Genomic DNA, 14,029 nt, shown 5'->3' with positions numbered 1-14,029 from the left:
ATAGCGCCGTTTGATTGGCGAAAAAACTGAGAGCGTGTTGGTCTTTCACGGTTGTTTTTGCAGCAGTCTGTTTGGGTTTTATGCAAGGCGGCACTTGTGCAGTGTAGTTACTCTCCATAAACAAGTGCCAACACAGTATAAAATTCAAACAGACGCTGCCCCTTTATTTTGTATTGAGGGGGTTCAACTAAACGCATCCTGCTCATTGTTACTCACTTTTTACATAGAACGACTATGCAACAAAGTGAGTGCCGCGATCAGAAAGCGTTTAGAGTGAACAAAATCCAAGCTCGAAAGACAAACACGCTCTGCTTGTAAACCCAAAAATAATTTGTAAAATACCGCACCATTTTTTTGCGTGTTGCTTTAGAGGGCAAGTCGTGTTTTTTGAAGGTTCAGAAAAAAAAGCCGAAATATTGGTTAACCCCAACACATTAAACCTGCTAACTGATATTGATAATGAATTTTGGGCAGCATTAGTCAATTGCTGTCATGCGCAGATTTTATCAAGCATTGAAAACGAACACTGCAAGGCATTCTTATTGTCGGAATCCAGCTTGTTTGTTTGGCATGATCGTATGCTTATTCTTACCTGTGGTGTTACCCAGTTAATTAACTCGGTAGATTACTTTGTTAAGCACCAAGGCAAAGATGCCATTACGCACCTTATTTATCAGCGTAAAAACGAATATTTTGCGCAGGCACAGCCAAGCTGTTTTGGTGATGATATTAAGCTGCTCGCCAGTCACTTTCCGGGTAAAGCCTATCGCTTTGGTGAGATGGACAGCCACCATAACTATGTATTCCATCTCGATAACGACTTTGTTGCCGACAAAAGCGATAAAACTTATGAGTTGCTGGCTTATCAAATTAGCGAACAGGCGTCGCAGCATTTAACCCAGCCAAATTTATCGGCTGAAGATATTCGCGCTTATTTAAAAATCGACAAGCTATTACCGGGCTTTGCAATAGATGATTTTGTGTTTGAGCCTTACGGTTATTCACTCAATGCCATTAAAGGCCGTGAGTATTTAACCATTCATGTTACGCCGCAGGCCGATAGCAGCTATATCTCGTTTGAATCAAACCTTAATTTGGTAGCACTTGCACCACAAATTTTAGCGGTATTAGCGCCAGCATCGTTTGATTTAATGAGCTTTAATGAAGTTGATTTTGCCGAGCAAATTCAGACAACTATCCCCTCACAATACGTGAGTAAATCACTGGTGAGCAAGACCTTAAGCAATGGCTACCTAGTCAACTTTGCCAACTTTATTTTACCGAGCAAGCAATTTTCAGCGCCAATTGAACTGGATATTTCAGGAGAAAACCATGCACTCTAATTTATGGGTAGAAGAAAAATTTGAAGACTTTTTAGGACTAAAATTTAAAGTCGAGAAAGTGCTATTTTCTGGCAAAAGCGAGTTCCAAACCGTTGATGTGGTAGAAACTAAAGGCCACGGTAAAATGCTACTAAATGATGGTTTGATCATGGTCACTGAGCGTGATGAATTTGCTTACCACGATATGATCACTCATGTCCCCTTATTTGTGCACCCTAACCCGAAAAACGTGTTAGTGATCGGTGGTGGTGATGGCGGCACTGCTCGTGAAGTGATCCGTCACCCTGGGGTAGAAAAATGTACTATGGTAGAAATTGACGGTATGGTGGTTGATGCCTGTAAAGCCCATATTCCACAAACAGCTAGTGCATTAGATGATCCACGCATTAACTTAATTATTGGCGATGGCGTAAAGTTCGTAGCAGAACATTCACATCAAGACAGGGATAAATTCGATGTGATTATTGTCGATAGCACAGATCCTATCGGCCCTGCCCAGCCACTGTTTGGTGAAGCTTTCTATCAAGACGTATTTAACTGTTTAACCGACGATGGCATTGTTGTTTCGCAAGGGGAATCTTCCTGGTATGCCATGGATATTCAGCAATCGCTATTAAAAGTATTAAATGCGGTATTTCCAAGCAGCTACTTATACAGCTTTAGTAACCTGACCTACCCTGGCGGTTTATGGAGCTTTACCTTTGCCTCGAAAAAGTATCACCCGGTAAACGATTTTAATCCGGCGCGTGTCGCTGATAGCAGCTTAGACTTTGACTACTATAACGCGGCACTACATAGCGCTGCGTTTGCCTTACCAAGCTTTGTGCAAAAAGGCCTGGCGGGGTTAATTGATAACGACAAATAGTTGCTATCAACTGTGCAAAAAGCTATGTCAAAAGCTATAAAATAAATCTAAACGTCAAATGTCAGGTTTAATTAGGCATATAAACCTGACATTTTCCTGAAATCCCGAACCTAGCTAACTTATTTGGCTGTTGTTACACCATTTGCTGCGCAAGAAACGATAGAAAGTCGTAGGCCAATCCCAACCAAACCTCATAAATAAAAAGATTAATACTAGCCCCCAGAGCGCAAATACCGCCCCTGTCTCTCCCGTATAATATGCGGTATTACCAGTGTTAATCGTTAGATCTTCAAAAACGTGAAAGATAAACAAGTTACCTGAAGTATGCAGTAAAGCCGCTGTCCACAAACTGCCTGATTTAATTCGGAACCAAGTATAGATAAAGCTAACCCCAACAAACGCCAAGGTGAAGCATATTAATTGATAAAGCAAGGGTGTATTACTGCCGTAATCACCAGTGATCATGATAGGAAAGTGCCAAACCGCCCAAACAAGACCGACAAAAATGGATACGGTATTAGGCTTATATGCTGACAAAAGCCTAGGTACAAGGTAGCCCCGCCAGCCAATTTCCTCACCTAACGCAGAGCGACCTGCATAATATGTTCCTTCTAATGCCATCAAGATCATCGGTAAGAAAGCTAATTTCGTCATAAAGTTAGCATCAAAGCCAGCAAAACCGCCAAAGCCAAAATACCAGACAATGCCGTAAACTAAGAACAGCTCAGCCAGCGGGTAAAAATAGCTTGCCAATAATAGCCAACTACTGCCAATGCCCCAGCCAAAGCCTTTTAAATTTTTGTTAAACAGCAAACTGGTGATCACAGCAGCAACACCAGGACACCACATCAGGCCAAACTCATACCAACCATCATCTTCAATAGTGGCAATAAAATAGTAAAAGAAAGCGCTAAAGAAAAATGTTAGCGCAATAAAAAAACCGACTTCCTTTTTTAACGGCAAAAGATCTTGATTGTGCATACTGCTATCGCTTTTATTATCCATAATGAACCCAACCCAGCATTGGCATTGCTTATTGTTGGGTAGTTACAACTTTTAGTTCATTTACTCTTGCTCAATGCTGCTCTGCTTGTTGGCGTTTTAGTTGGCGGTGAACCAGATAACTGACAGGAAGCAACATATAGAAAAGGCTCAAGATCCCAGTGGCGATAATTGGCCCAACTTGCCTTGCCTCGAAACTGTTGTGGCCTATGTAAATAATGCTCCAGAGATAGGGCGTAAAGGCTAGCATATAGCCCCATATGGCAAGCTTAGCAGCCGATACCTGTGGTTTTTTAGCCTGATAGCTAAGGATAAAGAGACAGGCCGATGCAATGATTAATGACTCTGAGTGAATAAGCATATCCAGCTCAGCCATCCTGATAAAGCTCCAGAAGTTATGCCAAAAATTTTCACTTAATAAGGCAGTATGTATTTTTCCCTGTAAAAGCTCGTCCCAAAACCTAGGTGATATAAATTCAGGATCTGTCAGCATAGACAAGAGGCTTACCAAACTAATGGCAATTAACACCATTGCTAGCGGCAAGTAGAAGTTTAATCGTCCAAGTACTTCTATCGAGCGCATCTTTTTCTGCAAATAAATCATGCTTGTTGACATGGATTGTCGCCAATACCAATGATTAGCAAGCTTCATATCTTGCTCAGCCAACTGATAAAACTCTTCTTCCAGATCTCCTAACACGTTGTCTGAGTATCGCTCAGGTAGTAACAGTGACAATAGTTTACTGGCCAAAAAAGGCGGTGTGACTTTGCTGTTTTTATTTGAAGCTTGCCCCATTATTGCGCTCCCAGTAAGTCAACTTGACCAATAGAAACTCCTTGCCACAGAGTATCCATTGCTTTACGGGCACGTAGTAATGCACTGTTACCTTGCGCCGTTACTGTAAAGTAGCGTTTTGGTCGACCCCCTCGCTGGGCCGTTGCTTCACCTAAGCGTGATGCCACCATGCCCTTACGCTCTAGCCGATCTAATGTTGAATACAAAGCGCCTATTGCCACGCTACGGTCAACCTGCTCTGCCAGCAACTGACGAATTGCAGCCCCGTAAGCCTCACTACCTAAATGGATCAATGCCAGCATTGCCATTTGTTCAAACTCACCTAAAAACTTTTCACCATTTGCCATACTAATCACTCTATCCAAATATTTACTACAATGTAGTTTTAACTAACCAAAGAATGCAAGGTATTTTTACTACAAAGCAGTAAATACTTTAGAAAATATTTGATGTGAACATTGTTGATAGCACAGTTCCTATCGGCTCAGCACAAGCATTACTTGGTGAAGCCTTTTACCAAGGTGTGCAAAATGGGTCTTGTCTGGTGCATTTGTATATTTAGTTTTAGCATTCCCACCTTGGTTCAGCTTTAAGCAAACAAGCTGCCCCCGCGATAATTATCCCTTGGCTTTTAACGAATGAAAATGCTATGATGCCGCGCCTTTTTATGGTGGCTAAGATTTAAGCTTACTTATTAGTGAGTTTATGCTGGTCAACATATCAGGTGTTCAGGTTGTTCTTGGTCGCAAAGAGCAACAATTTTTGACTTATTAATAGAGTATTTATCATGACTGATTTATTTACTTTGGATGCTGAAGTACGTACTGACCTAGGGAAAGGTGCGAGCCGCCGCCTACGTCACGCGAACAAAGTTCCAGCTATCCTTTACGGTGAAGGCAAAGAGCCTGTATCTTTAACACTTGCTCACAACAAAGTATTCCGTGCGCAAGAAGAAGAAGCATTCTACTCTCACGTATTAACGTTAAACGTTGACGGTGAAAAAGTTGAGTGTTTATTAAAAGACATGCAACGTCACCCGTACAAGCCGCTAGTAATGCACATGGATTTCATGCGTATTGATGCTACTCACGCTGTACACACTAACGTACCAGTTCACTTCATCAACGAAGAAGCTGCTGCGAAGAAAGGTGGTTCTGTTGCTCACCACATCGCTGAAATCGCAATTACTTGTTTACCAGGTAACTTGCCAGAGTTCATCGAAGTTGATTGTGCAGACTTAGAAGTTGGTCAAACGCTTCACCTATCTGACGTTAAATTCCCAGAAGGCGTTACTTCTGATGAATTAGCTAAAGGTGAAAGCCACGACCAAGCTGTTGTTACATTAAACGCTCCTAAAGGCGGTAACGACGAAGCTGCTGAAGAAGAAGCAACTGAAGAGTAATCATAACGTTCGTTTATGACTATTCAATTAGTTGTGGGGCTGGGTAATCCCGGCCCCGAATACACAAAAACTCGCCATAACGCTGGCGTCTGGTTCGTTGAAGAACTTGCTCGCATCCATAACATCTCCCTAAAACCCGAAAAGAAATATGCTGGCCTGTATGGCAAAGGGCAAATTGCGGGTCAACTTGTTCATTTACTTATTCCAACCACTTTTATGAATCGCAGTGGTCAAGCCGTAGCACCGTTGGCGAATTTTTTCAAAATTCCCGTTAGCGAAATGCTGGTAGCACACGATGAAATGGACATGTCACCGGGAGTTTGTAAAATAAAAATGGGTGGTGGCCATGGTGGTCATAATGGCTTACGAGACATTATCGCCAGAATGGCAAATAATAAAGATTTCTACCGTTTGCGCATTGGCATTGGTCACCCTGGCCATAAAGATCGCGTAACCGGACACGTACTTGGCAAAGCACCTGCTGCCGAGCAAACGTTAATTGATCAAGCGGTTGATGAAGCCAGCCGCTGCTTTGAAATTTGGCTAAAAGACGATTTAAAGAAAGCACAAAATCGTTTACACAGCTTTAAGGCTGCCTAGCTCAGCTTTCTAATGTTAGCCAAAAGCACTGACAAAAATTAATTTGCCGCACATCGGCGATAACGAGATAGGAAAAAATCATGGGTTTTAAATGTGGTATTGTTGGTTTACCAAACGTAGGTAAATCTACTTTGTTCAACGCATTAACAAAAGCGGGTATTGAAGCGGCTAACTTCCCGTTCTGTACCATCGAACCTAATACAGGTGTGGTACCTGTACCAGATCCTCGCTTAGATCAAATTGCCAAGATTGTTAGCCCTGAGCGCGTTATCGCAACCACTATGGAATTTGTTGATATTGCGGGTCTTGTTGCTGGTGCTTCAAAAGGTGAAGGTTTAGGTAACAAGTTCTTAGCCAACATTCGTGAAACAGATGCGATTGGCCATGTGGTACGTTGTTTTGAAAACGAAAACATTGTTCACGTTGCGGGTAAAGTTAGCCCAAGCAGCGATATTGACGTGATCAACACGGAATTAGCCCTTGCTGATATGGATACCGCTGAGCGCGCCCTACAAAAACAAGCGAAAAAAGCTAAAGGTGGCGACAAAGACGCTAAATTCGAAGTACCTGTGTTAGAGAAAATCTTAGCGCACGTAGAAGAAGGCGAAATGATCCGCTCACTAGAGCTAACAAAAGAAGAGTTAGCCGCAGTTAAATACCTTAACTTCTTAACCGTTAAGCCAACCATGTACATTGCCAACGTTAATGACGATGGTTTTGAAAATAACCCATACCTTGATGAAGTTCGCGAAATTGCTGCCAAAGAAGGTGCCGTTGTAGTACCTGTATGTGCGGAAATTGAAGGTGAGCTTTCAGAAATGGACGAAGAAGATCGCGAGATCTTTATGGAAGAAATGGGGTTAACTGAGCCTGGCTTAAATCGCGTAATTAACTCTGGTTACGGTTTATTAAGCTTACAAACTTACTTCACCGCTGGCGTAAAAGAAGTGCGCGCTTGGACAGTGAAGCAAAACGCAACGGCACCGCAAGCAGCTGGTGTGATTCACACTGACTTTGAGAAGGGTTTTATCCGTGCTGAAGTTGTTGGTTTTGATGACTTTATCGAAAACAATGGTGAATCTGGCGCGAAAGAAGCAGGTAAATGGCGCTTAGAAGGTAAGGATTACCTAGTAAAAGACGGTGATGTAGTTCACTTTAGATTTAACGTTTAAGTTAACGTTGAACTAAACCTTGAATTAAACGCTTAATCTTGCGTTTATCTTAATAATTGAAGAAGGAGCCTAATGGCTCCTTTTTTCTTTTCAGTATTTGATCAACTCACTCTCTATTTGCCATAACCTTAAAGCTTTAAAAAAGCACCTGCTTATACCTGTTTATATAACTGCTTATTTACATCCGCGTATATGAATACAAATCACTGGCTAAGAACAAGCTGCGAGCAGACATAGATTATTGATAGCTAAAAGTGGCTAATGCAGCGATTGCTCTTCTAATACTAGTTTTACCATTACTTCGTTAAATATACCGGTGCTTTAACTCAAACTTCTTAACTCATCTCTTTTAACTGTGTAGTGATACTTCTAAAATATAAAAACAAATAACGCGTTAAATTGGTCGTAAAAACATGCTTCTCGCGTAGTAATTAAACGCCTTGTTGGTAATTTGTCCAAACAAACCTAAGTAGTCATATTTTTGCAAAAAAACGGTTGACGCGCTGCAATCAGATTTGCATAATACGCGCCACTTGCTGAGAGGCAAGATTGTAAATGGCTACATAGCTCAGCTGGTTAGAGCACATCACTCATAATGATGGGGTCCCAAGTTCAAATCTCGGTGTAGCCACCATTTACAATGCGGGAGTGGCGGAATTGGTAGACGCGCTGGATTTAGGTTCCAGTACCGCGAGGTGTGAGAGTTCAAGTCTCTCCTCCCGTACCATTTTAATAACAGGCTGTCTGTTATTAAAATATGAAACATCGTTGGGGTATAGCCAAGCGGTAAGGCAGCGGGTTTTGATCCCGTCATTCTCAGGTTCAAATCCTGATACCCCAGCCACTTTCATAGCCTAGGCTAAAGTTGTGGTGAGTATAAATCATCGATGTTTTGCCCTTAAGATTGGGGTATAGCCAAGCGGTAAGGCAGCGGGTTTTGATCCCGTCATTCTCAGGTTCAAATCCTGATACCCCAGCCAATCTTAAGATAGAGTAGCAAGCTCTTTAACAATGCAAATTACTAAATGCGGGAGTGGCGGAATTGGTAGACGCGCTGGATTTAGGTTCCAGTGCCGCGAGGCGTGAGAGTTCAAGTCTCTCCTCCCGTACCATTTAGTAGAACCTTTCAATTATCTTTATATATTAAAGAAGTGAAAGTTGTAAATGGCTACATAGCTCAGCTGGTTAGAGCACATCACTCATAATGATGGGGTCCCAAGTTCAAATCTCGGTGTAGCCACCATTTACAAATGAGTGCTGAATGTAGCACAAGAGCGGCGGCTCTATAATAACGACAACTTTTCAATGCGGGAGTGGCGGAATTGGTAGACGCGCTGGATTTAGGTTCCAGTGCCGCGAGGCGTGAGAGTTCAAGTCTCTCCTCCCGTACCATTGAAAACTAGTAATATCACTCAGATATTACAAATCATCTCAATATGATTGGGGTATAGCCAAGCGGTAAGGCAGCGGGTTTTGATCCCGTCATTCTCAGGTTCAAATCCTGATACCCCAGCCAACTTTCTCTACATGCTTTCCAGTACTTAAATTCAAAAAAAATTACTCGGTTAAATAATTGCTAAAGTTTAACCTTATAGCTTTGTTCAATTATTTTTGAACTATCTGCTTTGATATTTACAAACAAATTGCTTCTTGTAACTGTGATCTCATTGAGTTTTACGAAAAAGAATCGCAGTTTACGCGATTAAGCCTCAGATTCCCTATTTAAGAATAATGCTTTATCAACGCTTCTTAGTCAGAATGGAGAATTTGATATGACTATAGGCAGTTTGTTTGGATGGCGAGAGAAGAAATGCCGTTAAATACTTTTTATTAAAGACGTTTTAACGACAAAGCGCCTAATGAAAGATAGAAGTAATACCAATTTGATTAATTATTTAGTCTCTCAGAATGACATAAGCAGTATTAGAACAAACGAAATTTATGACGATATAGTCGTTCTACATCAAGTGAATTTTGTGCAGTTATCATGCTGCTTATGCATTCCCAAGGGCGAGTTTTAAAGGCTCATATACTGCGTTATGGCGTTTACTTTTCGTTCAAAAAAAGGGGAATAACCAATCTCTGCACGCCAAGCCTTGTCTATAAGCCTTTAAATTCTCGCTGAGTGATCAAATAATTATTCAACTTGGTATAAGTAAATTAAAGGGCTTTAGGTTAAAGCCCACAAGCATACGCTAATACTTTGTTTTTAATCGCAGGCGTAACACGCTGCGCCGCAAATAAGCCGATATTGCGAACCGCCTTTAAAACTGATGAGTCATTAGAGAAAGTGGCGTATAGGCCGTCCATTGCCGACATCATTAATAAATTGTCTCTTCTGCGCATTTTTTCATAACGATTCAATACACTTGAAGCATGCCAGCTAGTGCCATTTGCAATAGCATCTGCAATCGCGTTACGAAGCGCGAGCACATCTTTAAAACCAAGATTCACGCCCTGCCCCGCTAATGGGTTAATTGTATGGGCGGCATCTCCTAGTAATACAATATTACCTTGCACATATTTATTTGCATGTTGTCTGGTTAATGGAAAGTAGCCTTTATCAACAACTTCAACTTTACCGAGCTTCTCTGGGAAGTATTGTGAAATTTGCGCGGTTAGTTCTTCATTATTAAGCTGTGCTAATTGTTTTATGCGGTCTCTATCCTCATACCATACTAAAGAGGCATTGTGCCCTGGCATTGGCAGCATGGCTAATGGTCCAGATGGCGTAAACCGTTGCCAGGTGATATCTTGTTGAGACAGCTCAGTTTTCACATTTATCAACATTGCTGATTGCTGGTAATTCCAACCAGTACAGCCAATTTTTGCTTGTTTTCTAACAAACGAATTAGCGCCATCGGCAGCTACCACTAACCGCGCGATAAAATTCTCCTGCGTAGTTTCTACCAAAACACTATCGACTTGCTGATTAATATTAGTTATTGGTTGCCCCAAAACTAGCTTAATCCCCTGATGTTGCTCCACTTGCTGCCATAGTGAGAGTTGAATTAATCGATTCTCTACGATATGACCAAGATGCGGTTGATTAATCGCGTCGGCATTGAACTCTGCATAAGCAAGCTCTGACTCCCAAACCCCCAACCGACGATAAGGGCAAGCACGCCAATGCAGTATTTGTTGCCATGCGCCTAGATCTTTGAGTAAGTTTTCAGAGGCTACCGATATCGCCGAAACGCGCAAATCGAAAGCTTGTTCATGTGAAAATTCTTGTGGCTGATGTTGCTCAAACACTACGACCTTGAGGCCAAGCTCAGCAAGAGATAAGGCAGTAGCAGCACCAATCATACCGCCACCAACAATAAGTACATCGTACTGTTGCATAATTTAGTTTTAATTAACTTAGAAAAATCGCGTTTAGTTTAAAAGGTATTGGCGACCTTGGCGAGTACCATCACAGCGCTGAAAGCGCTTTTTATTTGATAAGTATCAATATTTAACATTCCGTGCGAGTTATCTCTTCAAGAATTGTAATTAACGATTATACTCAAGTTGGCAATTCTGCCATTCCAATAATTAAGGAAAGATTATGTCTGCATTAAAAGAAGAAAAAATTGTCGCTCCGGATATTAAACTCGTATACGACCTAACAGAGAAACCAAATCTTACTAATTTACAAGCGAAGCCTGATCGCGCTGTGCTTGCTAACATGCGACTTGATTTAGTGTTACCAGAAGATAACATCATGACCGTTGATATAGATTTTGATACCACAAGTGGCTACCATGGTAATACGATGATGGTAATGGATGACTTTGGTGTCGAAATGCTAGCAACAGCATTTGCAGTGAAGTATGGACAAGAACAAGCTGACGTTGTAACAAAAGCTTGGCAACAAAAACAACAACAAGATGATCCAAGAAAACCAACTTATTTACTGGTGCAAAAGCCTGAGTCTGAAGGCGCTTTACCAAAAGTCTATGCGATTTGCGGTACGAAAAAGCACGAAACGGACATTGCGCCGGACAGTATTATCTAATTTTCCACAAGCTATGTGGCAGCGCTTGCTGCCACTTTCACTATTGCCTATTTTCGTAGCTTTACTTTTCCCATCAACTGCAATTGCCCAAATAGACAACCTAGCAAAGGTTTATAGTATTACCCAAGACAGTAACGGCTTTGTTTGGCTAGCTGGACATCAAGGGTTAACGCGATTCGATGGCACCAACAGCATAACGTTTTCCGCCAACGATCCTAACTGGCAACTTCCCTTCACTTGGACACATGAAATAGAGCCACATGGTGACAAATTTATTGTTTCTTCAGAAAGCTTAGGCACTTGGCTTTTCGACCCTAGCAATGGTCAGTTTGAGCAACTGAATATTAATACGGAGCGCTCAAGCCACTATCATAGTATCGAATTTAACGGGAATTATTACATCTCATCTGGTAAGCGTGTATACAAACATGACAGTAACACTAGCTTAACCAAAGACATCTTCAAGGGAGCAGCGCCAACACATTTAGTCAAAACCTCGAGCCACCTGTACATGGACGCTGGTTACGAGGGCGCTTACATTCTAAAAGATGAGAAATTTAACCAATTAATTAGCGAGAAAGTAAATACGATCGCCGCGGTTGGCCAATACCTTATCGTAGTTACGCCCAACCAAATATATACGTATAACGGTGAGCAAGTTGTCGCCTCTATTCCGACAACTGCTGGTATTAATGGCATAGCGAAAGAGCACCATACAAATAACTTTTTTACCATTTCTAACGAAGGCGAAATCAAACGTTATAGAGCTGAGAACCTTACGGAACTGCCACATAACTACGAGCACGCAGATAAAGGACGTGTCAAAGCAGCCTATCATGATAGCTCAAAAGTCTTATGGCTGGCTTCTAACCTAGGTATACAAAGGCTTGTTGAAAGTTCTTTGAAAAATCACCCCGTGACTTTTGATGTCGCTAATAATTCTAACGAGATATCCGTATTTTCAGGAGAGCTCGTTATTGGTAGTTACGGTCAAGGTTTGCATGCCTTTGACCCTAAATCGACTATTTTTCCAGCCAACATTAACGAAGCATTTACCACCAGTGCAAAACGAGTCATGGATTTACAACCCGTCGGTGACGACCTGTTCATTGCGACATTTGATGGGCTTTGGCAGTTCAATGCTAAAAATGAAAGTCTAGTGCGTGTGCCATTTACCAATAACAATAAACTCCTAATAAAACTAGCATATCAAGATGGCCTACTTTATTTAGGTAGTAACTCTGACGGTCTTTATATTTATGATGTAGAAAAGCAGGCAATCATAGATCATGTCAATAAAGACAAAGGCTTAACATCAGTTGAAATCATCGATATTCTTCCTTTTGACAATGGTGATGTATGGCTAGCGGGTACCAAAGGCATTTCAATCTACAATCGCTTTAGTAAGTACATTAACAATGTGCCAAACCTTGGCCCAAACAAAGTCATTTCACTCGAACATGCTAACGGCAAAATATTTGCCGGCACGTTAGGAGACGGTATAAACATACTAGACCGCCAAGGGACTTTACTATCTGTGATTGCTCAAGGTATTGAATTTACCTACAGCTCAACGATTAAAAACAAAATTTGGATCGGCTCGGCGGTTGGCCTATACACTATAGACCCAAGCACTCATGAAGTTGCCCTAATTCCAACGACAGAAAAATATTCATTTTCTGATGCTGCTCGCTTAGTTGGTGACTCAGTGTTTTATGCCCATTTTGGTGGCATATTAGAGGTACCAATAGAGCAACGAAATACTTATAGCGCGGATGTTTATATTGGCAAAACAATTGTTTCTGGGAGTCAATATCTACAAAACCAAGAAATTAATATTTCATCTGCTAGTGACGTGGTGTCGTTTGATTTGGTCAGTTTAGATTATCGCCCAGGCCAAGCAAAAAAATTCAAGTACAAGCTCAATAATGGCGCCTGGAATCATATCAATGGTAACCAGCTAACCTTAACGGGGTTGGCTTCTGGTCGCTACAACATCGAAATAATGGCAACCAATAGTTTAGGCCAGTGGAGCGAGAAACGAGCCTATGCCAATATTAATGTTGCTTACCCATGGTATTGGACACTGCAAGCTCGCATTGTATATGCAGTTACCTTAATTTGTCTTATTGCATTGTTTTCTTGGACGTTTTATTTACGAACACAATCGATTCGAAAAATCTATTTGCTGCTCGAAACAGAAGTAAAGCGCAAAGGAAAAAGCGCATTGTCAACACAACGAAACTTGCAATCAATCGTTACCTTGCTGCATGAAAACAAGCAAGAGCAGGCAATTGAAATCGCCGAGCAATGTATAAGTCAATTTGCTAATGAAGAATCTGAAGAAACGCCTGACGCTCTTTACGGCAGTAATTTGAATATCGCGGTACCCTATTTCGCTGAATTTTTACATCGTAAATATCATGTCAAAATGACGTACGATTTGTATGCTAAAAACGAACAGTTGAGCTACGAGCTACAAGCCAATATTTATAAACTAATATACGAGGCCGTAACCTGCGCAATACTGCACGGTGACTCCAGCCACTTCCAATTAACGCTAAAAGAATTCAAAGATAAGCTATGGTTAACCATCAGCGACGACGAAGACAGCTTTACTCATTTTAATAGCAAGGTTACGTTTAATATGTCGATGTATTACATTCGACAAATAGCCAATAAGTACAAGGCATCGGTTAATACCTTTGAGCCTAAAGACGATAAAGGCAGCCAAATAGTGATTAGCTTTCCGATGCGTCTTACTAGTTAACACGAAAGCCTATTGCCCTAGAACCCTCATAAAGAGTAAAATACGCGACCTTAAATTCTCCAGCAAAAACTGGAATCAA

At 41.3% G+C, this 14,029-nt stretch carries 11 protein-coding genes and 8 tRNA genes; 15 read left to right on the top strand and 4 right to left on the bottom strand.

The features are described 5' to 3' along the window. Window positions 1-380 precede the first annotated feature (380 nt). A complete protein-coding gene (locus tag DXX92_RS06745) occupies window positions 381-1,343 on the top strand; it encodes an adenosylmethionine decarboxylase (protein WP_115999754.1) in 963 nt (320 codons plus the stop codon). Next, the gene (speE, locus tag DXX92_RS06740) at window positions 1,333-2,208 is read left to right on the top strand and encodes a polyamine aminopropyltransferase (protein ID WP_115999753.1); all 876 of its coding nucleotides are present in this window, start codon (window positions 1,333-1,335) and stop codon (window positions 2,206-2,208) included. Before DXX92_RS06745 ends, speE begins: the two co-directional genes overlap by 11 nt. A gap of 114 nt (window positions 2,209-2,322) precedes the next feature. Here the strand turns inward: speE and DXX92_RS06735 are convergent, their stop codons facing one another. The 3 genes from DXX92_RS06735 to DXX92_RS06725 all read right to left on the bottom strand — a co-directional run bounded on the left by DXX92_RS06735 (window position 2,323) and on the right by DXX92_RS06725 (window position 4,353). Then, the gene (locus tag DXX92_RS06735; protein ID WP_115999752.1) at window positions 2,323-3,213 is read right to left on the bottom strand and encodes a CPBP family intramembrane glutamic endopeptidase; all 891 of its coding nucleotides are present in this window, start codon (window positions 3,211-3,213) and stop codon (window positions 2,323-2,325) included. A 70-nt stretch (window positions 3,214-3,283) separates the two neighbouring features. Then, the gene (locus DXX92_RS06730; RefSeq protein WP_115999751.1) at window positions 3,284-4,006 is read right to left on the bottom strand and encodes a hypothetical protein; all 723 of its coding nucleotides are present in this window, start codon (window positions 4,004-4,006) and stop codon (window positions 3,284-3,286) included. Then, complete coding sequence (locus tag DXX92_RS06725; protein WP_115999750.1) at window positions 4,006-4,353, bottom strand: PadR family transcriptional regulator; 348 nt, start codon at window positions 4,351-4,353, stop codon at window positions 4,006-4,008. Before DXX92_RS06725 ends, DXX92_RS06730 begins: the two co-directional genes overlap by 1 nt. 440 nt (window positions 4,354-4,793) lie before the next feature. Between DXX92_RS06725 and DXX92_RS06720 the strand changes: the two genes are divergently transcribed. From DXX92_RS06720 to DXX92_RS06670, 11 genes are all read left to right on the top strand, one after another. Beyond that, entirely contained in the window at window positions 4,794-5,408 is a 615-nt protein-coding gene (locus DXX92_RS06720; protein WP_428977333.1) for a 50S ribosomal protein L25/general stress protein Ctc, read from the top strand. 15 nt (window positions 5,409-5,423) lie between these two features. Next, window positions 5,424-6,008, top strand: a complete 585-nt coding sequence (pth, locus tag DXX92_RS06715; RefSeq protein WP_115999748.1) for an aminoacyl-tRNA hydrolase — start codon at window positions 5,424-5,426, stop codon at window positions 6,006-6,008. 80 nt (window positions 6,009-6,088) lie between these two features. Then, window positions 6,089-7,180, top strand: a complete 1,092-nt coding sequence (gene ychF / locus DXX92_RS06710; RefSeq protein ID WP_115999747.1) for a redox-regulated ATPase YchF — start codon at window positions 6,089-6,091, stop codon at window positions 7,178-7,180. 557 nt (window positions 7,181-7,737) lie between these two features. Next, window positions 7,738-7,814, top strand: a tRNA-Met gene (locus DXX92_RS06705). Between the two features lie 8 nt (window positions 7,815-7,822). Continuing rightward, window positions 7,823-7,907 (top strand) — tRNA-Leu (locus tag DXX92_RS06700). 42 nt (window positions 7,908-7,949) lie between these two features. Continuing rightward, window positions 7,950-8,024, top strand: a tRNA-Gln gene (locus DXX92_RS06695). Between the two features lie 61 nt (window positions 8,025-8,085). Next, a tRNA-Gln gene (locus DXX92_RS06690) sits at window positions 8,086-8,160 on the top strand. 47 nt (window positions 8,161-8,207) lie between these two features. After that, window positions 8,208-8,292 (top strand) — tRNA-Leu (locus tag DXX92_RS06685). Between the two features lie 54 nt (window positions 8,293-8,346). Continuing rightward, window positions 8,347-8,423 (top strand) — tRNA-Met (locus DXX92_RS06680). A gap of 64 nt (window positions 8,424-8,487) precedes the next feature. Continuing rightward, a tRNA-Leu gene (locus tag DXX92_RS06675) sits at window positions 8,488-8,572 on the top strand. A gap of 49 nt (window positions 8,573-8,621) precedes the next feature. Continuing rightward, a tRNA-Gln gene (locus DXX92_RS06670) sits at window positions 8,622-8,696 on the top strand. Between the two features lie 659 nt (window positions 8,697-9,355). On the opposite strand, the gene DXX92_RS06665 is transcribed toward DXX92_RS06670, so the two are convergent. Beyond that, the gene (locus DXX92_RS06665) at window positions 9,356-10,525 is read right to left on the bottom strand and encodes an FAD-dependent oxidoreductase (RefSeq protein ID WP_115999746.1); all 1,170 of its coding nucleotides are present in this window, start codon (window positions 10,523-10,525) and stop codon (window positions 9,356-9,358) included. A 205-nt stretch (window positions 10,526-10,730) separates the two neighbouring features. Here DXX92_RS06665 and DXX92_RS06660 point away from each other — a divergent pair, with 205 nt between their 5' ends. Together DXX92_RS06660 and DXX92_RS06655 are read left to right on the top strand one after the other, a co-directional pair. Then, on the top strand, window positions 10,731-11,180 hold the full coding sequence (locus DXX92_RS06660) for a hypothetical protein (protein WP_115999745.1): 450 nt from the start codon (window positions 10,731-10,733) through the stop codon (window positions 11,178-11,180). Then, window positions 11,158-13,950, top strand: a complete 2,793-nt coding sequence (locus DXX92_RS06655) for a triple tyrosine motif-containing protein (protein ID WP_147301941.1) — start codon at window positions 11,158-11,160, stop codon at window positions 13,948-13,950. The genes DXX92_RS06660 and DXX92_RS06655 overlap by 23 nt, the downstream gene beginning before the upstream one ends. Window positions 13,951-14,029 lie beyond the last annotated feature (79 nt).

This window comes from Thalassotalea euphylliae (genome assembly GCF_003390395.1).
In the GTDB taxonomy this organism is placed as follows: Bacteria; Pseudomonadota; Gammaproteobacteria; order Enterobacterales; family Alteromonadaceae; genus Thalassotalea_F; species Thalassotalea_F euphylliae_C.
The sequence above is the reverse complement of the archived record's forward strand: the minus strand, read 5'-3'. Positions and strand labels throughout refer to the sequence as shown.